Annotated in this window: 21 protein-coding genes; 7 read left to right on the plus strand and 14 right to left on the minus strand. The window is 64.3% G+C overall.

Annotation, left to right across the window (positions count from 1 at the left end; genetic code table 11):
* Positions 1-2 precede the first annotated feature (2 nt).
* The 4 genes from AC2FMD_RS12955 to AC2FMD_RS12970 are packed head-to-tail and all read right to left on the minus strand — an operon-like array spanning position 3 to position 4765.
* Positions 3-1049, minus strand: a complete 1047-nt coding sequence (locus AC2FMD_RS12955) for an alcohol dehydrogenase family protein (RefSeq protein ID WP_496795094.1) — start codon at positions 1047-1049, stop codon at positions 3-5.
* 39 nt (positions 1050-1088) lie between these two features.
* Positions 1089-3536 carry a GcvT family protein gene (locus tag AC2FMD_RS12960; protein ID WP_496795095.1) on the minus strand — a complete coding sequence of 816 codons (2448 nt, stop codon included), beginning with the start codon at positions 3534-3536 and terminating at the stop codon, positions 1089-1091.
* A gap of 36 nt (positions 3537-3572) precedes the next feature.
* A complete protein-coding gene (locus AC2FMD_RS12965) occupies positions 3573-4196 on the minus strand; it encodes a LysE family translocator (RefSeq protein ID WP_496710741.1) in 624 nt (207 codons plus the stop codon).
* Positions 4196-4765, minus strand: coding sequence for a helix-turn-helix domain-containing protein (locus tag AC2FMD_RS12970; RefSeq protein ID WP_496742456.1), 570 nt, complete (start codon positions 4763-4765; stop codon positions 4196-4198). Before AC2FMD_RS12970 ends, AC2FMD_RS12965 begins: the two co-directional genes overlap by 1 nt.
* Before the next feature lie 108 nt (positions 4766-4873).
* Between AC2FMD_RS12970 and AC2FMD_RS12975 the strand changes: the two genes are divergently transcribed.
* A complete protein-coding gene (locus AC2FMD_RS12975) occupies positions 4874-5146 on the plus strand; it encodes a DUF1294 domain-containing protein (protein ID WP_496680369.1) in 273 nt (90 codons plus the stop codon).
* Positions 5147-5183: 37 nt separating this feature from the next.
* Positions 5184-6080: a cation diffusion facilitator family transporter gene (locus AC2FMD_RS12980; RefSeq protein WP_496688682.1), complete on the plus strand. Its 897-nt coding sequence runs from the start codon at positions 5184-5186 to the stop codon at positions 6078-6080.
* A gap of 3 nt (positions 6081-6083) precedes the next feature.
* Here the strand turns inward: AC2FMD_RS12980 and AC2FMD_RS12985 are convergent, their stop codons facing one another.
* Both AC2FMD_RS12985 and AC2FMD_RS12990 read right to left on the minus strand, forming a co-directional pair.
* A complete protein-coding gene (locus tag AC2FMD_RS12985; RefSeq protein WP_496742455.1) occupies positions 6084-6539 on the minus strand; it encodes a GAF domain-containing protein in 456 nt (151 codons plus the stop codon).
* 95 nt (positions 6540-6634) lie between these two features.
* Positions 6635-7807 carry a thiolase family protein gene (locus AC2FMD_RS12990; RefSeq protein WP_496795096.1) on the minus strand — a complete coding sequence of 391 codons (1173 nt, stop codon included), beginning with the start codon at positions 7805-7807 and terminating at the stop codon, positions 6635-6637.
* Positions 7808-7903: 96 nt separating this feature from the next.
* On the opposite strand from AC2FMD_RS12990, the gene AC2FMD_RS12995 reads away from it, so the two are divergent.
* The 3 genes from AC2FMD_RS12995 (at position 7904) to AC2FMD_RS13005 (ending at position 10493) form a co-directional block, all read left to right on the plus strand.
* Positions 7904-8242 carry an STAS domain-containing protein gene (locus tag AC2FMD_RS12995; RefSeq protein WP_496680363.1) on the plus strand — a complete coding sequence of 113 codons (339 nt, stop codon included), beginning with the start codon at positions 7904-7906 and terminating at the stop codon, positions 8240-8242.
* Between the two features lie 23 nt (positions 8243-8265).
* Positions 8266-8727, plus strand: a complete 462-nt coding sequence (locus AC2FMD_RS13000; RefSeq protein WP_496742453.1) for an ATP-binding protein — start codon at positions 8266-8268, stop codon at positions 8725-8727.
* Positions 8728-8915: 188 nt separating this feature from the next.
* A complete protein-coding gene (locus AC2FMD_RS13005) occupies positions 8916-10493 on the plus strand; it encodes a gamma-glutamyltransferase family protein (RefSeq protein ID WP_496795097.1) in 1578 nt (525 codons plus the stop codon).
* A gap of 35 nt (positions 10494-10528) precedes the next feature.
* Here AC2FMD_RS13005 and hspQ read toward each other — a convergent pair whose 3' ends face one another.
* Complete coding sequence (gene hspQ / locus AC2FMD_RS13010) at positions 10529-10855, minus strand: heat shock protein HspQ (protein WP_490361479.1); 327 nt, start codon at positions 10853-10855, stop codon at positions 10529-10531.
* Positions 10856-11087: 232 nt separating this feature from the next.
* Between hspQ and AC2FMD_RS13015 the strand changes: the two genes are divergently transcribed.
* Positions 11088-11666, plus strand: a complete 579-nt coding sequence (locus AC2FMD_RS13015; RefSeq protein ID WP_496680359.1) for a transglycosylase SLT domain-containing protein — start codon at positions 11088-11090, stop codon at positions 11664-11666.
* A gap of 13 nt (positions 11667-11679) precedes the next feature.
* On the opposite strand, the gene AC2FMD_RS13020 is transcribed toward AC2FMD_RS13015, so the two are convergent.
* The 4 genes from AC2FMD_RS13020 to AC2FMD_RS13035 form a co-directional block, all read right to left on the minus strand.
* Entirely contained in the window at positions 11680-12276 is a 597-nt protein-coding gene (locus tag AC2FMD_RS13020) for a LolA family protein (RefSeq protein ID WP_496680358.1), read from the minus strand.
* 39 nt (positions 12277-12315) lie between these two features.
* A complete protein-coding gene (locus AC2FMD_RS13025; RefSeq protein WP_496710747.1) occupies positions 12316-15219 on the minus strand; it encodes a DNA translocase FtsK in 2904 nt (967 codons plus the stop codon).
* A gap of 13 nt (positions 15220-15232) precedes the next feature.
* Positions 15233-16414: an aminotransferase class I/II-fold pyridoxal phosphate-dependent enzyme gene (locus AC2FMD_RS13030; RefSeq protein ID WP_496795098.1), complete on the minus strand. Its 1182-nt coding sequence runs from the start codon at positions 16412-16414 to the stop codon at positions 15233-15235.
* Between the two features lie 109 nt (positions 16415-16523).
* Positions 16524-17852, minus strand: coding sequence for an amidase (locus AC2FMD_RS13035; RefSeq protein ID WP_496742450.1), 1329 nt, complete (start codon positions 17850-17852; stop codon positions 16524-16526).
* 93 nt (positions 17853-17945) lie between these two features.
* Here AC2FMD_RS13035 and AC2FMD_RS13040 point away from each other — a divergent pair, with 93 nt between their 5' ends.
* The gene (locus tag AC2FMD_RS13040; protein WP_496742449.1) at positions 17946-19172 is read left to right on the plus strand and encodes an FAD-dependent monooxygenase; all 1227 of its coding nucleotides are present in this window, start codon (positions 17946-17948) and stop codon (positions 19170-19172) included.
* On the opposite strand, the gene AC2FMD_RS13045 is transcribed toward AC2FMD_RS13040, so the two are convergent.
* From AC2FMD_RS13045 to trxA, 3 genes are read right to left on the minus strand one after another with little or no spacing between them, the layout of a single operon-like run.
* Positions 19169-19354 carry a Trm112 family protein gene (locus tag AC2FMD_RS13045; RefSeq protein ID WP_496680352.1) on the minus strand — a complete coding sequence of 62 codons (186 nt, stop codon included), beginning with the start codon at positions 19352-19354 and terminating at the stop codon, positions 19169-19171. The genes AC2FMD_RS13040 and AC2FMD_RS13045 overlap by 4 nt on opposite strands.
* Positions 19351-19992, minus strand: a complete 642-nt coding sequence (locus tag AC2FMD_RS13050) for an LON peptidase substrate-binding domain-containing protein (protein ID WP_496795099.1) — start codon at positions 19990-19992, stop codon at positions 19351-19353. Before AC2FMD_RS13050 ends, AC2FMD_RS13045 begins: the two co-directional genes overlap by 4 nt.
* Before the next feature lie 27 nt (positions 19993-20019).
* The gene (trxA, locus tag AC2FMD_RS13055; protein ID WP_496680350.1) at positions 20020-20937 is read right to left on the minus strand and encodes a thioredoxin; all 918 of its coding nucleotides are present in this window, start codon (positions 20935-20937) and stop codon (positions 20020-20022) included.
* Between the last annotated feature and the right edge of the window lie 35 nt (positions 20938-20972).

The following is a 20972-nucleotide window of genomic DNA, read 5'->3' on the forward strand; positions in this document are numbered from 1 at the left end:
CCTTAGGGTATTAGCACCAGTTTGCCCGGAAAGGCCTTGGACTGGAAATCCTCCTGCGCCTTGGCGATGTCGCGCAAGGGGTAGGTTTTTGCCACCAGCGGCCGGATCCGGCCTGCGTTGATCATCTCGACCAGCCGGCCAAAGACCTCGAAGGCCTGATGGGTGCAGCCGTGGATGGTGATGTCGCGCAGGTAGATCTCGCGCAGGTCGGCCTGCACGATCGGCCCGGCGATGGCGCCCGAGACGGCATAGTGGCCGCCCGGTTTCAGCGCCCGGATCAGGCCGGGAAAGGCCGGGCCGCCGACCACGTCGATCACCACGTCAAAAGCGTCGCGCGGCAGCGGCGCGTCGCGCTCGAAGGTCTCTGAGGCCCCCTGCGCCCGGACGGTATCCGCCTTGGCGGCGCTGGTGACACCCGCAACCGAGGCCCCGCGCAAGGCGGCCAGTTGCACCGCCGCCAGCCCGACGCCGCCCGAGGCGCCGGTGATCAGAACCTTCTGCCCGGCGGTCACGCCCGCGCGGGTCAGCAGGTTTTCGGCCGTGCCGAACGCGCAAGGAATGGCGGCGATTTCAACGTCCGACAGTGGCGAGGCGGTGACATCGTAGAGGTCATCGGCCTCGAGCAGGCAGTATTGCGCAAAGGCCCCGTCGATCTCGGACCCCAACGCAATGAATCCAGTCGGATTGCCGGGGCGCGGACGCGGCAGGTTGATCGGGCAGGTCACGCGCTGGCCCGGTTTGAAGGCGACGCCGGGGCCGACCTGTTCGACGATGCCGCACAGGTCACCGCCCTGAATGCGCGGAAAGGCCAGGGCACCGCCCCAGCCTCCGGCCTCGACATCATGATCGACCGCATCTGTTGCCCCGGTGACCTCTGGCGCATACCAGCCGATGCGGGTGTTGATGTCGGTGTTGTTGACGCCGGCCGCGGCCACGCGGACCAGCACCTGCCCCGGCCCTGGGACCGGAACAGGGATGTCTTTGCGCCATTCGAGCGCCTCGGGCCCGCCGTGCCGGGTCAGATAGACACCCTGCATGGTCTTGCTCATTGGTCTTGTCCTTTCGACAACGGCGGGCCGGGCCAGAGGTCAGGCTCGCAGGCGTTCGTTTTCGGGGTCCCAGAGGGGTTTGTCCTCTTGAACCACGGCGCGACACTTCTCGCCATAGATTTCGACCTGAAGCTCGGTGCCCGGCACCGCCAGATCGCTGCGGACCATGCCTAGCGCGATCGAGGCGTCCACGCGATAGCCCCAGTCGCCCGAGGTGGTCTCGCCCACGATCTCGCCATCCTTCCAGATGCAGGACATGTAGGGCGCGTCGCAGTCCCCGGCCTCGACGATCAGGGCAACGAAGCGTTTCTTGACGCCCTGCTGCTTTTCCGCCAGCAACGCGGCCTTGCCCGGGAAATCCTGCGGCTTGTCGAACTTGACGAAGCGCTCCAGCCCGCCTTCGAGCAGCGAGTAGTCGGTACTGAGATCGCCCTTCCACGCGCGATAGCCCTTTTCGATGCGCAGGCTGTTCAGCGCATACATGCCGAACGGCTTGGCCCCAGCGGCAAGGATCGCGTCATAGATCGCGGGCATATGCTCGTTGAGGGCATGCACCTCCCAGCCCAGCTCACCGGCGAAGGACACGCGGATCAGGTGGGCGGGTTGCCCGGCCACGGTGGCGGCCTGATGGGTCAGCCAGCCCAGCGAGAGGTCGGCATCGGTCAGGCCCGACAGGATCTGTCGCGATTTTGGCCCGGTCACAATCAACGTGTCGCGGGTGGTGGTCACGTCCTCGACCGTGACGCCCGCGGGCATCGCATTCCTCAGGATGTCGCGGTCGTGCCATTGCGCGGTGGCGGCGGTGATCATCACGAAGTCATCCTCGCCCAGGCGCATGCAGGACATCTCGGTCAGGATGCGGCCGCGATTGTCGGCGATGTAGACCAGGTTGATCCGCCCCACCTTAGGCAGGCCGCCGGTGATCAGCCCGCGCAGCGCCTCGGCCGCGCCCTCGCCCTTGACGACGAAGCGCGAGAAACCCGGTAGGTCGAGCACGCCGCAATGGTCGCGCACGGCCTCACATTCTTCCTTGATCCGCTGCTCCCACGGGCCCGAACGGCCCCAGGTGTGGGTGCTTTCCTCGGAAGTGTCGTCGCCCGGCTGCGCGAACCAGTTGGCGCGCTCCCAGCCGTTGTAGACGCCCATGACGCCGCCCAGTTCCTTGACCTTGGCATGCAACGGCGACAGCTTCTTGTCGCGCGCGGCGGGCCATTCGTGACGGGGGAAGTGCATGGCGTATTCGTTGCCATAGACCTCCATGCCTTTCTGGTTGCAGTAGTCCTGATCGGTGTAGTCGGTATAGCGGCGCGGATCGACGGCCCACATGTCCCATTCGGTGGCGCCATCCACGATCCACTCGGCCAGCACCTTGCCTGCACCGCCGCCCTGGGCAATGCCGAAGGTGAAGGTATGCGCCTCGAACGCGTTCTTGACGCCGGGCATCGGGCCGATCAGCGGCAGGCCGTCGGGCGCATAGGGGATTGGCCCGTTGATCACGCGGCCCACGCCCGAGGTCGCCATCAGCGGCACCCGCTCCATCGCGTCGGTCACGATGTCCTCGATCCGGTCCAGATCGTCGTTCCACAGCTGAAAGCTGAAATCCTCTGGCATCGGGTCGTCCTCGGTCATCCAGTGGCCCTTGCAGTTGGGCTCGTAGGGGCCGAGGTTGAAGCCGTTCTTTTCCTGCCGCAGGTAGTAGGACACATCAACGTCGCGCAGCAGCGGCAGCTTGCCGCCGTTTTCCTTGGACCAAGCCTCGATCTCGGGGATTTCCTCGGTCAGCAGATACTGGTGGCTCATGACCATCGCGGGCACGGTGCGGCCGCCAAAGGGCTTGAACCATTCGCCCACGCGCTGCGCGTAATAACCGGCGGCGTTGACGACATAGTCGCAGTCGATATCGCCTTTCTCGGTATGCACGGTCCAGGTGCCGTCGTCATGCTGGGTCACGCCGGTGGCAGGGCAGAACCGGATGATCTTCTGCCCCATGTCGCGCGCGCCCTTGGCCAGCGCCTGCGTCAGCTGCGCCGGGTCGATATCGCCGTCGGTCGGGTCATACAGAACCCCGACCAGATCGTGCAGTTCCAGAAACGGATACCGCTCCTTGGCCTGTTCCGGCGTCCAGATCTCCATCGGGATGCCCTGATAGCGGCCCATGGCGGCGGCGCGCTCGAATTCCTGCATCCGCTCCTTGCTGTGGGCCAACCGGATCGAGCCGGTGACGTGGTAGTTCATCGGGTAATCGACCTCGTCTGCCAGGCGCGAATACAGCTGGGTCGAATAGCGCTGCATGTTCATGATCGCCCACGAGGTCGAGAAGGTCGGCACGTTGCCCGCCGCGTGCCAGGTCGAACCGGCGGTCAGCTCGTTCTTTTCCAGCAGAACGCAGTCGGTCCAGCCCTTCTTGGCCAGATGATACAGCGAGGAGGTCCCCACCACGCCGCCGCCGATGATGACCACGCGGGCCTTTGTCGGAAAATCACTCATAGGTTTTTGCTCCCTGTCAGACTGCCGCGAGCGGCATCACGTTTTTCCCGCCGGGGTCGCGCTGGTGCCCAGCAAGACCCCGTAGATGATGAAGCAGGTGGCCATGACCCGGCGCACCCAGGTGTTGAACACGGCCCCCAGCGCCGCCTTGCCCATCAGCGCGCCCAGCAGGGTGAAGCCCGTGTAGCTGAGCGTGGTGATGGTCAGCGCCGTGGGCATGATCACCACCATCTGCTGCCAGATCGGCACGTCGGGCTGCACGAATTGCGAAAACGCGGCCAGATAGCCCGCGACGCTTTTGGGGTTGATCGTCGCCACCGCCAGCGCGTGCAGGAAGACATGCCGCGCCGGACGTTCGGCGGCGGGCGCGGGCTTGCCGGCATTCATCCAACCGCGCACGCCGAGCCAGATCAGGAACCCCGCCCCGATCAGCTTGGCAATGAAGAACCCGGTGGGCGAGGCCGCGATCAGCGCCGTCACCCCCAGCGCCGAGAGGATCAGAAAGGCGCTGGCCTGCGTCAGGATCGCCAGCACCCCCAGCATCGCCTTGGGAAAGGGCAGGCTCATCCCGTTCGAGATGCAGTTGACCGCGTTCGGCCCCGGCGTGGTCACGAACACCACCCAGAACAGCGCGAATATGGTCAAGGCCTCGAAGCTCATCAGTAGACCGGCGGGGCGATGACCCAGATGGCCACCGCTGGCTCATCATACGGGTTCGACCAGTGATAGGGTTCGTGCTTGATGCGGAAACTGTCGCCCGGCCCGACGGTGAAGCTGCGCCCGCCAATCGTCAGGTCGAGGCAGCCCGAGATCATGTAGCCCACCTCTTGCGTGGGTCGGTCGGCCGGGGTCTGCATCCGCGAGCGAGGCTGAAAGGTGGAATGCACCATCTCGAAATCGTCGGTGAGATCGGGCGAGAGCAGTTCCTCGATCAGCCCCTCCTCGCCCGAGCCCATCGGGCGGCGCGATCCGGCGCGTACGACATAGCCCAGTTCGTCCGGCGTTACGCCGGTGTGCGCGAACAGCATCGACATCGGCACGCCGAGGCATTCCGCTATCTGGCGCAGGTCGGAAATCGACGGCTCGGACAGATCGCGCTCGACCTGGCTGAGCCAGCCGACCGACCGATCCAGCCGCTTGGCCACATCCGTCAGCGTCAGCCCGCGCGATTTGCGCAAGGCCCGGATGTCAGCCCCCAATGTCGCCCCGGTCTGACCCTGATCGTCCACGTCACCCTCGTGAAATTTTTGCGCATATTTTCACGATGACCCGAATCGATGAAAAAACCAAGCGGTTTTTCACTTCCGAACATGTGGCCACTCGGGTAAAGCGCGGACATGTGGATCGCTATCGCATATCTCTGGGCCATCAACGGGCTGACCTTGGTGGTTTTCGGCTGGGACAAGCTGCAGGCGCGCCGGCGCAGGCGGCGTGTGCCCGAGCGGTGGTTGCTGCGGCTGGCCCTGCTGGGCGGCGGTCCGGGTGCGCTGCTGGGCAGTTGGGTGTTCAACCACAAGACCCGCAAATCGCGGATCAGGGTCAGCCTGTATGCCATCGTGCTGCTGCAGGTCGCCGCGGCGTGGCTGTATATGACGCAGGGCGCGGCTTGAACTGGCAATCGCGGGCCGGATCGGGCAAAGCTGCGGCATGATCGACAGAACATCCTCCCAGTCGCTGGCCATCGGGTCGGTGGCCGTTGCATTGCTGGTGCTGGCGCTCAAGATCTGGGCCTGGCGACTGACCGGTTCGGTCGCGTTGTATTCCGACGCGATGGAGTCGCTGGTCAATGTCGTGGCCGCACTGCTGGCCTGGTTTGCCATCCGCATGGCCGAGCGCCCGGCCGACACCAACCACCCGTTCGGGCACCACAAGGCCGAGAATTTCTCGGCCATCGCCGAGGGCACCCTGATCGTGCTGGCCGCGATCCTGATCCTGCAAGAGGCATGGGGCGCGCTGTTCGCCCCACATCTCGATCAGCTCGGGCCAGTCGGGCTAGCGGTCAACGCCGCGGCCATGGTGTTGAACCTGATCTGGGCGCGGGTGCTGATCGCAGCGGGCGAGCAGCGGCGGTCACCGGCCATGACGGCGAACGGACGCCACCTGATGACCGATGTCTGGACCTCGGCCGGGGTCTTGCTGGGGCTTGTGCTGGTGCTGCTGACCGGCTGGGTCGTTCTCGATCCGCTGTTGGCCATTCTGGTCGCCGCCAACATCCTGCGCGAGGGCTGGAAGGTCATCTTTCATTCAGCCGGCGACCTGATGGATTCGGCCGCGCACAGCGACGACACGGACATCATCAAAGAGGCCGTGCGCAACTCGTCCCAAGGCGCGTTGCAGATCCACGACCTGCGCACGCGCCGGGCCGGCAAGGCGGTGTTCATCGAATTCCACCTGGTGGTGGACCGCAACATGTCCGTGGGCGAGGCGCATGACATCTGCGACGCGATCGAGGACGCCATCGCCGAGAAGCTGCCCGAGGCCCGCACTATCATCCACGTGGAGCCGGACACCAAACTGGAAGCGACGGGCATCGAGCCGGAGTAAGCCTCAGATCCGCCCGAAGACCTGCGCGAGGATTTGCGACAGCGCATCCGCATCGGCCTGGGTGAACGCATCGGGCTGGTCGCTGTCGATATCGAACACCGCGATTATCCGGCCCGCGCCGTCCCGCACCGGTAGAACCAGTTCCGACCGGGTCGAGGACGCACAGGCGATATGCCCGTCGAACGCGTCCACATCCGGAACCAGCTGCACCTCGCCGGTGCGCGCCGCGGCCCCGCAGACCCCTCGCGAGAACGGGATCACCAGGCATCCGTGGCCGCCCTGATAAGGCCCGATCTTCAGCACTCCGGGTTCGGTGACGCGGTAGAAACCGGTCCAGTCAAAGCGGTCGTCGGCATGATGAACCTCGCAGGTGACCGTGGCCATCAGCGCGATCGGATCGGTCTCGCCTTCGGTCAGCGCGGCAATGGTCTTGGAAAGCGTGTCATAATCTGCGGTCATGGTCGGGCCTGTCGTAAACGAACTGCAGGGGGCGCCGCCCCCTGCCGAGCCTGCGGCTCAAATCACCTACGCACTATTTGCAAACGGGAGAAGGGTCAAACCCGTTCGATGGCAATCGCGGTGCCTTCGCCCCCGCCGATGCAGATGGCCGCTACACCGCGCCGCAGGCCGCGTTTTTCCAATGCGTTGAGCAGCGTGACCATGATCCGCGCGCCCGAGGCTCCGATGGGGTGACCCAGGGCACAGGCCCCGCCATTCACGTTCACCTTGTCGCGTGGCAGCCCCATTTCGTGCATGAAGGCCATGGGAACTACGGCAAAGGCCTCGTTCACCTCCCACAGGTCCACGTCATCCTTGCTCCAGCCGATCCGCTCCAGCAGCTTCTGCGCGGCCGGAACTGGGGCGGTGGTGAACAGGCCCGGAGCCTGGGCGTGGCTGGCATGCCCCAGAATGCGCGCGCGCACGTTCAGGCCGCGAGCCTCGGCCACATCCGCCGACGCCAGAACCAGCGCCGCGGCGCCGTCCGAGATCGACGAGGAATTGGCCGCCGTCACGGTGCCGTCCTTGCGGAAGGCGGGCTTGAGCGTCGGGATTTTCTCGGGGCGGGCCGATTTGGGTTGTTCATCCGCGTCCTGAGTGACTTCGCCCCTGCGGGTCTTGACCGTCACCGCCGCGATTTCACCGTCAAACGCACCGCTGGCCTGCGCCTCAAGCGCGTTCGACAGTGATTTCAGCGCGTATTCGTCCTGCGCCTCGCGGGTGAACTGATAGGCTTCGGCACAATCCTCGGCAAAGGAGCCCATCAGGCGGCCCTTGTCATAAGCGTCCTCGAGCCCGTCCAGAAACATGTGGTCGATCACCTGGGAATGTCCGATCCGCGCGCCGCCGCGCATCTTGGGCAGCAGGTAAGGCGCGTTGGTCATGCTCTCCATGCCGCCGGCGACCATGAGGTCGGCATGACCCAGCGCGATCTGGTCAAACGCCATCATGGCGGCCTTCATGCCCGACCCGCACATCTTGTTCAGCGTCGTGGCCGGAACGTCTTCGCCCAGCCCCGCCGCGAACCCGGCCTGACGCGCCGGCGCTTGGCCCTGCCCGGCGGGCAGGACGCAGCCCATCAGAACCTCGTCCGCGGTCTGCGTGTTGGCATTGTCCAACGCAGCACGGATGGCAACACCACCCAACTCGGCCGCGGGCACCCCGTCAAACATTCCCTGGAAACCCCCCATCGGGGTCCGGGCGGCCCCGGCAATCACGACCTCTTTCATGCGACTCCTCCTGTGTTCGGGCCTTGGATACAGAATCGTAAGAATTGCCGTCTAGCGTATTTCTACGATCGACTTTCATTTGTGGAGGGTGGCCTTTTGGCATTGAGCAGCAATACGACCGGCGAAACTCAGGTGATCCGGGTCGATGCAGACCGAATCGATGCTGCCATGGCGATTCAGTTCAAGGAGAACATGCGCCTTGAAACCGACTCCGGCGCGCGGCGTGTGATCCTGGACCTGTCGGCGGTGGAGTTCATCGACTCGAGCGGGCTGGGCGCGATCGTCGCATCCATGAAGCAACTGGGCGGCGACCGAAGGCTGGATCTGGCCGGGCTTCAGCCCGTGGTCGAGAAGGTCTTTCGGCTGACCCGAATGGATACCGTCTTTCGGCTGTTTCCCGACCTGGACGACGCGCTGGCCGCACAAGCGGAGTGAAACGGCACATTGGGTGAGATTGCGTGACTGTCAACTGCAAGAACGGCGGAATGGACCTGAGCTTCGCCGCCAACGAGGCCGATGCAAGCACCGCAATCGCCTGTCTGCATGGCAGCATCGATGCGCTTGGGGTGCCGCATCAACGCAACTGCGACGTGAAGATCGCCCTGGCCGAGGCCATCAACAACGTCGTCGAACACGCTTATTCGGACAATCCCGAAGGCCGCGTACAGGTGCAGGCCACGATGGATCGGAACGGCCTGAGCATCCTGATCACCGATCGTGGCCGGCCTCTGCCCGGACTGAGCGTCCCTGACGGCATCCCGGCCAGCGTCGAGACAGCACGCGAGGATCTGCCCGAAGGCGGATTCGGCTGGTTCTTGATCCGCCAGCTTTGCGACAATATTCGGTACGATCGGACCGACGGAGAAAACCGCCTGAGGCTGTCCTTCGCCTTCTCCTCCACTGAAAAGCGGCCACAATAAAGCCCAGATCGAACCATTGTTGCGCCCAAAAGCGGGATCATACAGAAAGGGTAGCTCAGATAGCTTCCCTCGGCGCCACTGTCACAGCCCCCACCCAGTGTATGGCGCCGAGGACTTCCTCCGCTTCCCCCCCTATGGACAAAGACGCACAGCCATCTAGTGTCGTCGTGACAACCGCAGGGGGTATCATGCGCGACTTTCATTTTCCCGGCCGGTCCGAGGTTCTGTCAACCGACGGAATGTGCGCGACCTCGCATCCCTTGGCCGCCAAGGTCGCCCTGGACATACTGGGCCAGGGCGGAAACGCCATGGATGCCGCCATTGCCGCCGCCGTGCTTCTGGGCATCTGCGAGCCTCAGATGACGGGTTTGGGCGGCGACTGCTTTGTTCTGTACAACCGCGCCGGCGAGAGCGAAGTCCGCGCATTGAACGGGTCGGGCCGCGCGCCGGCGGCCGCTTCGGCCGAGCACCTGCGGCAACAGGGGTTTGACGCCGTTCCGCTGACCAGCCCGCATGCGGTTACGATACCCGGGGCCGTGGATGCATTCTGTCATCTCTCCCGCACAGAGGGCCGATTGGGTCTCGGTGCGGTTCTGGAGCCCGCCATACACTATGCCGAGGCCGGCGTACCGGTTGCGCCGCGCGTCGCCCACGATTGGACACGCGACGCCGGGACCCTTCAAGGGGCCGCCCGGAGCCATTTTCTGATCGACGGCAAGGCCCCGCAGGTGGGGCAAATGTTCCGTGCCCCCGGCCAGGCCGAAGTTCTGCGCCGGATCGCCCGCGACGGAAGAGATGCCTTCTATTCCGGCGAAATCGCCGACGACATGCTGGCCACGCTGCAAGACCTCGGCGGCGTCCACACGGGTGAAGACTTCGAACGGACGGCCTGCGTTCCGACCCTGCCCATCGGCGGAACCTACAAGGACGTCGAACTTTTGGAGCATCCGCCCAACGGGCAGGGCGCGACGGCCATTCTGCTGCTGAACATTCTTCGGCATTTCGATATCGCCAAAATGGACCCGTGGGGGGCCGCGCGCGTTCACATCGAGGCCGAGGCAGCCAAACTGGCCTACGAGGCGCGCAACCGCTTCATCGCGGACCCCGAGCGATCCCAGCAACTGGACTGGATGCTGAACCCGAAGACCGCCGAAGACCTGGCCGCCCGGATCGACCCGAAGCGGGCCATGCCGTCAGCCGCCCCGATCGTCGAGACCGTTCACAAGGACACGGTCTATGTCACGGTCGTGGATCGCGACCGGATGGCCGTTTCGCTGATCTATTCCATCTTCCACGGTTTCGGCTCGGGGATCGCTTCGGAAAAGTTCGGCATCCTGCTGCAAAACCGAGGAGCCGGCTTCACCCTGCAGTCCGGTCACCCCAACGAACTGGGCGGCGGGAAACGCCCCATGCACACGATCATCCCCGGCATGCTGCGCATCGACGGTGAGCCCGCCATGCCCTTCGGCGTGATGGGCGGCGCCTATCAACCGACCGGGCACGCCAGGCTTGTGTCCAACCTGACCGATTTCGGGCTGGATCTTCAAGCCGCCATCGACGCACCCAGAGCCTTTGCAGACGGCGGCGTTCTGAAAGTGGAGCCGGGATATAAAGACAGCGCAAGGAAACAATTGGCAGAGCTTGGGCACAATGTAGTGCTGACAGAAACGCCATTGGGAGGCGCCCAAGCGATCAGGATCCGAAGCGACGGCATTCTGGAAGGCGCAAGCGACCCGCGAAAAGATGGGTGCGCCCTGGGATTCTGACGTTTGAAGCCCCTTGGCGCAACCGCCGACGCAACCTAGTTCAGCTGGAAATGCAGCGGGTAGGCGCCATCCTGGAATGGCCCGAACATATTGGGGATATCGGGGTGGTCCACCGGTTCTCCCGACTGGTCCTCCACCAGATTTTGCTCAGAAACGTAAGCAACATAAAAGGATTGGTCGTTCTCGGCCAGCAGGTGATAGAATGGCTGATCCTTGACCGGGCGGCTTTCCTCGGGAATGGCCTGATACCACTCCTCGGTGTTCGAAAACTCGGGGTCCACGTCGAAAATCACCCCACGAAAGGGATGTTTCCGGTGGCGCACCACCTGGCCCAGACTGTACTTGGCTTGCGTCTTCAACATTTCTTTTGCCCCCACAAACCTTTTTACCCGTTTCGGGGCCGAAATGCCAATAATTGATCCAAATTTGCAAGAAACAGTTTGTGGCGGCAATAGTGACAGTCCCTCCCCACAAAGTGGCTGAACACCCACCTCGCGCGTCGACCAGCGCCCATTTCCAGCGGAGATTCCGCAACGATTGTCATTTCCTCGGCCTTCAATCTGCGCTAGAATACGCAAAAAAGGCACGAGGCACATGAGCAGAAAACTTCTCGTACTCTTCGGGGTGCTGCTTTTGGCATCCTGTGGCGGCGGGCAGCGTCCGCCGACAAATCTGAACGACGCCTGCGCCATCGCGCGCGAGCGGCCCGACATGATCAAGGCGTTCAAAAGCACCGAGCGCAAATGGGGCGTGCCCGTTCATGTCCAGATGGCCACCATCTATCAGGAAAGCCGCTATCGCCATGACGCGCGGACCCCGCACAAATACGTGCTGGGCGTGATCCCGATGGGTCGTCAAAGCAGCGCATACGGCTATAGCCAGGCGCTGGATGGCACGTGGGAGCAATATCAACGTGAAACCGGCAAGCGCCGCGCCAAGCGGGACCGCATCCGCGACGCGTCGGATTTCGTGGGCTGGTACATGAACAAAAGCCGCGAACGGAACGGGATCTCGCCCGCAGACGCGCGCAACCAGTACCTCGCCTATCACGAAGGGCACACCGGATACTCCCGCGGCAGCCATTATGGCAAGACTTGGCTGTTGAACGTCGCCAATGACGTGGATGCACGCGCGCAGATGTACCAGGCTCAGTTGTCGAGCTGCCGGTATTGAACCTCGCCGCGGGTCAGCGGTTGTCTGACCCGCGCCGCGCCTTGTTCGAGAACAGATCACTGTCGACACGCACATTGTCGTCCAAAGGCCCCAGCAGTACGGTGGTCTGGCTGCCTGCGTTGTCGTGAATGACCCATTTCCGCAGTTCGATCGGATCGCTGGTGAACATCAGTTCGATCCGCCCGGCCTCGGGGTTCTTGGGATCCTGAGCGGTTACGACCGTGGCAGTGCCGTCGAACGTATGCCCCACCACCATATCGGCCTGCGACAGATTCACGTTGCGCGCCAGAACCAGCGACAGCGGCGTGCGCTTCAGCGGATACTGCTCGGGCGGCTGGTTCGACTTGGGGTCGAACACCATCACGGTGCCGGCATTCGCCAGCACCACCGCGCTGTTGGGCGGGTCGTATTCGAACCGCATCTTGCCGGGGCGCTGCAACCACAGCTTGCCGGTACTCAGCGATCCGTCATCGTTGACTTGGGTAAACGTCGTCTGAACGGTTTTCAGACCGTTCAGGTAGTTCGAGATCTGTGACAAAGGCAGCTTGTCGGCGGCCCAGGCTGCCGGGGCGGTCAAAGCGAGGGCAAGGGCAAAGGCAATCTGTTTCATGACACTCAGATATGCGCTTTGCCCTTGTTATTAAATATCCTACTGCTCCGGGACGAGGATTTCGCGTTTGCCCACGTGATTTGCCGCCGAAACAACACCTTCCTCCTCCATCTGCTCGACCAGCCGTGCAGCCTTGTTGTAGCCGATGGCAAGTTTCCGCTGGATGTACGAGGTCGAACACTTGCGATCCTTTATCACGATGGCGACCGCCTGATCGTACAGCGCATCCTCGCCATTGGTGTTGCCGCCGGTATTCAGACCCAGAACCGCGTCGATATTGTCGGCCTTGTCCTCGGACGGACCATCCAGCACGCTGCCGACATAATCGGGCGGGCCGAACTGCTTGAGGTGGTTCACGACCTCCTCGACCTCTTCATCCGACACGAACGGCCCGTGGCAGCGGGTGATCTTGGCGCCACCGGCCATGTACAGCATGTCGCCCTGCCCCAGCAGCTGCTCGGCCCCCATCTCACCCAGGATGGTGCGGCTGTCGACCTTGGACGTCACCTGGAACGAGATCCGGGTGGGGAAGTTGGCCTTGATCGTGCCGGTGATGACGTCCACCGAGGGCCGCTGCGTAGCCATGATCAGGTGGATGCCCGAGGCCCGCGCCATCTGCGCCAGGCGCTGGATACAGGCCTCGATCTCTTTGCCCGCCACCATCATCAGGTCGGCCATCTCGTCGACGATGACGACGATATACGGCATGGCCTTGGGTTCGAATTCCTCAGTCTCGAAGATCGGCTCTCCGGTTTCGTCGTCGAACCCGGTCTGGACCGTGCGGCTGAACATCTCGCCCTTGGCCAGCGCGTCCTTCACTCGACCGTTGTAGCCGGCGATGTTGCGCACGCCCATCTTGGACATCTTGCGATAGCGGTCCTCCATCTCGCCGACGACCCATTTCAGGGCGACCACCGCCTTTTTCGGGTCGGTCACGACCGGCGACAGCAGATGCGGGATGCCATCATAGACGCTGAGTTCCAACATCTTTGGGTCGATCATGATCAGGCGGCATTCGTCCGGCGTCAGCTTGTAGAGCAGCGACAGAATCATCGTGTTGATCGCCACCGACTTGCCCGAGCCGGTCGTCCCCGCGATCAGCAAGTGGGGCATCTTGGCCAAGTTCGCGACCACGGATTCACCGCCGATATCCTTGCCCAGCGCCAGCGGCAGCGCGTGGTTGCCATCGCCGAAATCGCGGCTGGCCAGGATTTCGCGCAGAACCACCATCTCGCGGTTCTCGTTGGGCAATTCGATGCCGATGACCGAGCGTCCGGGGACCGTCGACACCCGCGCCGACAGCGCCGACATCGACCGGGCGATGTCATCGGCCAGGCCGATGACGCGGCTGGCCTTCAGGCCCGGCGCGGGTTCCAGTTCGTACATGGTGACGACGGGGCCGGGGCGGACGCTGACGATCTCGCCCTTGACGCCATAGTCATCCAGCACGTTTTCCAGCATCCGCGCGTTTTCCTCCAACGCCTCGTCGCTCAGGTGATGACGCGGGATGCCGGCCGGGTTGGTCAGCAGGCTGAGCGGCGGCAGTTCGAAATCCGAATGACGCTCTTCGAAGGACAGGCTGGGCTGGGCCTCGGCCTGGGCGCGGCGCGACGGCAGGACGTTGCGCCGGACGGGTTGCGCTACAACCGGCTTGCGCGGTTCGGCAACCGGGATCTTCATTGCCGGGCGCGGCGGGGCGATCGGTTCCGGGACATCCTCGAACACCTGATCTTCGTCGATATCTTCAGGCGCATACGCCGAGAGCGGGTCTTCCGTTAACGTCTCCATTTCCGCAGACGACTGCGCCGGGTGACCTGTCAACGGCGGCTCGGGCGGAAGCCCGCCTGCAGTCAGCGGAGGCTCGGGCGGGAGGGTTCCCGCACGCGGCGCGTTCAGGATCAGCGGGTCGGGGCCACGGCCGCGCCCTTTGGTCAGAGGGCGGTTCGGATCGGGCTCGGGCGCGATTTCACCGGTGGCGACCTTGCGGTTCCGGATCACCGCAGAAATCTTCGAGCGGATCCGGTCTTCGCCCGGCATCTCGTCATATCCGGTGACGGGTTCGGGGTCGACCAGCTCGGGTTCGGGCATCGGCTCGGGGCGGCGGATCAAGCCGGGCATACGTGCAAGCAGGCCCGTCTTGACCGGTTCGGGGGCTGCGATCTCGGGCTCTTCAAAGACCGGATCGGCATAGGCCAGCTCATCCTCAAATTCGGCACCGGCGGCCCGGGTTGTCTTGCGGTCCTGCCACTTTTCCCGGCGCGCCTGCGCGGCACGGGCGGTGGCCGAGGCCCCCTGCCCCAGCGCGGTCATCAGCATGTCATAGGCCATCACGAGACCCAGCAGGAAAGCCCGGACCCCGCGCCGGACGTCCGACTTGGTGAAGCCCAGCACGAAGACGCCCAGCGCCAGCATGCCGGCCGCCATGGCCAGCGACATCAACTTGACCATGAAATGCGACGAAATCGGCAACAGCGTCAGCAGAGCGCCCATCACCGTATCGCCAAACAGACCGCCCAAGCCAAAGCTGTGCGTCGCGCGCCATTCGGCACCGGGCACCAGCGTTGCGGCATAGACCGAAAGGACGGCGATCCAGATCGGCGCGAAAATCAGGCGGGCCACGGCGCGATCCTCGCCGAAATGGCCGGCAAACCGCACGCCCCAGCCGACCAGCACCAGCGCGATGCCAAGGCTGCCCCAGCCTACGATCATGAACAATGGCGCGGCGATAGAGGCGCCGAACCGGCCCAGCCAGTTCTGCACCGGCGCGTCGGTCGAGACCATCCAGTTCGGATCATCCGGCGTGTAGGACCAGATCATCGCAGCAGCCGCCAGGCCGGCCAAAATCAGGGCGATCCCGATCAGTTCCTTGCTGCGCCGCTCGATCGCGGCCTGGGTGGTGCTGTCCAACAATGGGTCGCGGTTGCGCGCGTTGTAAGATGCCATGTGCCCTCGTACCTCACGAATAGATGCAGTCGCGGAGCGTGACCAGCCCGCGCTGCATCTCTGTTTTTGGGGCCACCAAAGCGACCCTGATAAAGCCCTTGCCCGGGTTCTGCCCCGGCTCCCCTTGCGAAAGATAGGCGCCCGGCAGGACCCGAACCCCGGTTTCCTGCCACAGCTTCAATGCGGCCTGCTCGCCATCTTCGACGGGCAGCCAAAGAAAGAACCCCGCCTCGGGCGGCATATAGCCCTGAACGCCCGCAAACACCTCATCCGCGATGGCGTATTTTTCCTGATACAGCGCGCGGTTTTCCTGAACATGCGCCTCATCGGCCCAGACCTTGGCCGCGGCGGCCTGCAACGGCGATGGCAAGGGCGCCCCGGCATAGGCGCGCAACTGCTTGACCCGCTTGATGCTTTCCGACCCGCCCGCGATCAGCCCCGACCTCAGCCCCGCCAGGTTCGAGCGTTTCGACAGCGAGTTGAACAGCGTGATCCGCTCGGGGTCGGCGCCCAGCTCCTGCGCGACGGTCAGGATGCCGGTGGGCGGCGCGTCTCGGTAGATCTCGGAATAGCACTCGTCGGCGAAGATGCGGAAGTCATACTTCTCGGCCAGCCGGATCAACTCGGCCCAGTAGTCGCGCGAGGCGACGGCACCCTGCGGGTTGGCGGGCGAACAGATATAGGCCACAGCGGTGCGGTTCAGCACATCCTCTGGCAGGCCCGCATAGTCCGGCAAGTGCCCGGTGGCCGCGGTGGCCGGCACGAAATACGGCTGCGCCCCGACCGAGATCGAGGCGACCATGTAGACTTGATAGAACGGGTTGGGGCACAGCACGATCGGCTGCTGGCCGTTCTTCTGCTCGGGGCACAGGGCCATGGCGGCGTTGTACAACCCCTCGCGCGTGCCGTTCAGCGCCATGATGTTGGTTTCGGGGTTCATCCGCACGCCATAGCGGCGGTCGATCCAGTCGGCGATGGCCCCGCGCAGCGCGTCCGACCCCTCGTTCGGCGGGTATTTTTGAAACCCTGCTGCGTTTTCCACGATGACATCGGTCACCCAGGCCGGAAAGTCATGCTTGGGCTCGCCAATCGTCATATGCACGACATCGCCGCCCGGCGCGTGATGGTCGAGCAGGGCGCGTAGACGCGGAAAAGCATAGGCCGGTAGGTTCGAAAACCGCTCGGGAAAATTCATGACTGCTGCCTCGATACCGGGATCATTGGCGCCCCGGTTTTCCAGCAGATTACAGGCCGAGCCCCCGCGCGTCCAGACAAAGAGGTTCCGAATCAGGGGATTGTGGCATTCAGGTCAGAACCGCCTCGGCCGCCGCACCCAGCCGCAAAAGCGCCTCTTCCGAGCCCGGATAACCCAACATCATCAGCCCGCAGGACGGTGTCTTGGTGGGCAACGACAGCGCCGCCAGCCCCATCAGGTTGCCGATCCGGGTGTTGCGCAGGGCCAGAAGGTTCTCGGTGACGTAATAGTCATGGTCGTTCATCAGTCGGTCCAGATCCGGCGGCAGGATCGGGGCCGTCGGCGCCAGAACCGCGTCGAACCCGGCGGTGGCCGAGTCCCAGGCCGATCGGCAGGCCTTCAACCGCGACCACGCCGCCACGTAATCCGGTCCGGAATGCGCCTTGCCCGCGCGGAACCGCTCAAGGATCTCGGGATACATCGCCTCGGGGTTGGCCTCGATCACGTCGCGCCACAGGCCATAGGCTTCCGTGGTATAAAGGACACCGGACAGGCCTATCGCCTCGGCCAGTTCCGGCACCTCCAACGGCACGATCTCGGCCCCTGCATCACGCAAGCGGTCCAGCGCGTCGGCATAGGCCTGGCGTGGCGCGTCGCGCAGATCGTCCTGCGCGATGGTCTGCAGATCCGCAAACCGCCGCCCCTTCAGGCTGGCGCCCCGCAGATCGGCCGGCGTTCCGCCCTCCAACAGCGCCAGCATCTGCGCCGCATCCTCGACCGACCGAGTCAGCGGGCCGACTGTATCGAACCGCAGGCACAGGGGCACCACGCCTTCAAGGCTCAGCCGCCCCGGGGTGGTTTTCAGCCCTACCAGATCGTTCCATGCGGCCGGAATGCGCACCGATCCGCCCGTGTCCGAGCCGATTCCGCAGGCCGCCAGACCAAAGGCCACCGACGCCGCCGCGCCCGAGGACGACCCGCCCGGAACCGCCTTTTCGTCATTCACGCAGGGCGGCGTCGCGGTCACGGGGTTCAAACCAAGGCCCGAAAAGGCCAATTCGCTCATATGCGTCTTGCCCAGACAGACCGCGCCCATGGCCGTCGCGTTGCGCAGAACGGTTGCGTCATGCTCGGGCACCCGGCCGCGCAGTAGGGCCGATCCGGCCTCGGTTCCGATCCCGGCGGTGTCGAACAGATCCTTCCAGCTGATAGGCACCCCATCCAGCAACGACCGGCGCAGACCTTGGGCCGCCCGCTCCTTGGCCGCGCGGGCTTCGGCGCGGGCGCGGTCATGCGTGACGCGGGCATAGATGCCGTCCCGATGCGGATGGGCATCGATGGCCGCCAGATAGACCTCGGTCAGCTCCTCGGGATCGATCTGACCCATGCCGATCCCGCGGCCCAGGTCACATGCCGTCATGGTCAGCCAGTCCTGCATCTTTGCCCCCTTGTCGGAAAAATTCGTATTTCGGCGACGGTAGCGACAGGACTGCACATGGACAATCCCGAAAGGGCGCGCATATTGCACCGCATGACACAGGTTTCCGATATCTTGATCGTGGGCGGCGGGCTGAACGGCCCCGCCCTGGCGCTGGCGCTGGCGCAGACCGGACACAGCGTCACCGTGATAGACGCGCTGGCCGAGAAGCTGCGCAAGAACGCGGCGTTCGACGGGCGTGCCTATGCACTGGCGCTGGCCTCGCAACGGTTGCTGGCCGCGATCGGCGTCTGGGAACGGGTTGCGGACCACGCCCAGCCGATGTTGGAGATCAAGGTCACCGATGGCCACGCAGGCACAGGTCCGTCGCCGTTTTTCATGCATTTCGACCATGCCGAGATCGAGGAAGGCCCGATGGGCTATATGGTCGAGGACCGTCACCTGCGGCGCGCATTTCTTGCGGCGATGCAGGCGGAACCGGCGATCACCCGGGTGGATGGCAAAACCGTGGTTACGCAGGAAACCGGGCCAGGCAGCGTGACCGTGACGCTGGATGATGGATCGGCGCTGTCCGGTCGGCTTCTGGTGGGGTGCGACGGCCGCCGCAGCGGCACCGCCTCCCGCGCCGGGATCAAGCGGACCGGATGGGACTACGGCCAGACTGCGTTGGTCTGCGCGATCGAGCACGACCTGCCCCATCACGGCATTGCACATCAGTTCTTCATGCCCCCCGGCCCGCTGGCGATCCTGCCGTTGACCGGTAACCGCAGCTCGATCGTCTGGAGCGAACGCACCGAGACCGCACAGCGCATCAACGCGCTGGACGAGGCCGATTACCTTCAGGTCCTGCGGCCCCGGTTCGGCGATTTTCTGGGTGACATCCGCCTACAGGGCGACCGGTTCACCTATCCGCTGAACCTGACCATCGCCAATTCATTCATCGCGGACCGGCTGGCTCTGGTGGGTGATGCGGCCCATGGCATGCACCCGATCGCCGGTCAGGGGCTCAACGCCGGGCTGCGCGACGTAGGCGCGCTGGCCGAGGTGCTGACGCTGGCCGGTCGACGCGGCGAGGACATCGGCTCGACTCTGGTTCTGGAGCGCTATCAGGAATGGCGCCGCTTTGACACGGCGGCCTTGGCAATGGCGACGGATGTGTTCAACAAGCTGTTTTCGAACGACAATCCTATCCTGCGCCTCGGGCGCGACATCGGCATGGGCATTGTCGGGTCCCTGCCCGGTCTGCGCCGCGGCTTCGTGCGCGAGGCCGCTGGTTTGACAGGCGACCTGCCCAGGCTGTTGCAGGGCCGCCCGATCTAGTCGAGTTTGCGCGCCTCATCCACCAGCATCACCGGAATCCCGTCGCGGATCGGAAAGGCCAGACCAGCGGCTTTCGAGACCAGTTCCTGCCGCTCGGCGTCATATTCCAGCGTGGTATGAGTCTGGGGGCAGATCAGCGCCTCGAGCATATGGCGGTCGAAACCCGGTTCCGTCTCAGTCATTGCAGTTGTTCCTCGTTTGAACCCCCGCGCAGCGAGAATTCGATCAGTGTGACCAGAGTTTCGCGCCGGGTGCGCAGGCAGGGCGCTTCAAGCAGGGCCTGCTTGTCCTCGGGATCGAAATCCAGAAGCATCGACAGGGAATTGACCAGCAATTCGTCATCCGCCTCGTTCAGCGTCTCCCAATCCGTCGAGAGCGCACGGGCCGAGAAATACCTTTCGAGCAACCGCAGGAAAGCGGCGCGGTCGAACCCGGCATCCCGCTCGCCTTGACCCAGGTCGCGGTCGAACCCCTCCCAGGTGACGGCACAGCGGCGATAGGGCGTGAAGCCCTCGACCTCGGACTGAATGCGGAACCGCGACACGCCGGTCAAGGTGATCAGATAGCGCCCGTCTTCAGTCTCGGAAAACTGGGTGACGCGCCCGGCGCAGCCGATGCGGTGCAATCGAGCCCCATGGCCGGAGCCCGGATTCGGCTGGACCATGCCGATCAGCCGTTCCTTGGTTTTCAGGGCATCGTCCAGCATCTGCAGATAGCGCGGCTCGAATATATGCAGCGGCAGCCGGGACCGGGGCAGCAAAAGGGCCCCGGGCAACGGGAACACGGACACCGTGTCCGGCAGATCGGCGGGATGCATCATGTAATGTGTTCTAGCTCTGATATGCGATCAGGCAAATATCATCGAAGTCAGCCTGCGCCGTCCGTTCAGCACGATCGGATCATTCGGCTTGAGCGCGTCGAAGATCGTCAGCAGCTGGGTCTTGGCTGCACCATCGTTCCATTCGCGGTCGCGACGGAACAGCTCCAGCAGCTGATCGACCGCCTCGGCGGCCTTGCCGTTGGCATAGAGCGCCTGCGCCAAGTCAAACCGGGCCTGATGGTTGTCGGGGTCGGTCTCGACAGCAGCGGTCAGCTCGGCCACCGGGCCGGCATTTGCGGCCTGCTTGGCAAGCTCCAACTGCGCATGGGCAGCCTCCAACTCGGCCGTCGTTGAGATTTCGGCCGGAGCGCCGTTCAGGATGGCCTCGGCCTGCTCCAGATCACCCATCGCGATATGCGCCCGCACCAGTCCGCCATAGGCCGCGGCATGGTTCGGGTCTTCGCCCAGAATGGCGGCAAAGGTCTGGGCCGCATCTACTGCCGCGCCCTCGGCCAGCATCTCTTCGGCGGCCTCCACTGCCTCGTCCAGCTGTCCGCCGGGGCTCTGGCCGCCAGCAGCCTCGATCACGCGGTCGATGAACGCCTTGATCTCGGAGCCGGGCAGCGCGCCCTGGAACCCGTCGATCGGCTGACCCTTGAAAAAGGCATAGACGGTCGGGATCGACTGGATTCGCATCTGCGAAGCGATCATCTGCGCCTCGTCCACGTTGATCTTGACCATTTTCACCGCGCCTTTGGCGGCGGTCACGGCCTCTTCAAGGGCCGGACCCAGCGTTTTGCACGGGCCGCACCACGGCGCCCAGAAATCCACGATCACCGGGGTTTCCTGCGACGCTTCGACGACATCGGCCATGAACGTGGCCTCGGTTCCGTCCTTGATCAAATCGGTGGCGGCGGGGTTGCCTGCGCCGTTCAGAAGTTCCATGGCATTCACTCTCCGGAATTCAGTCTTGGCCCTTA

This window comes from Ruegeria sp. BHSC276 (assembly GCF_059612945.1).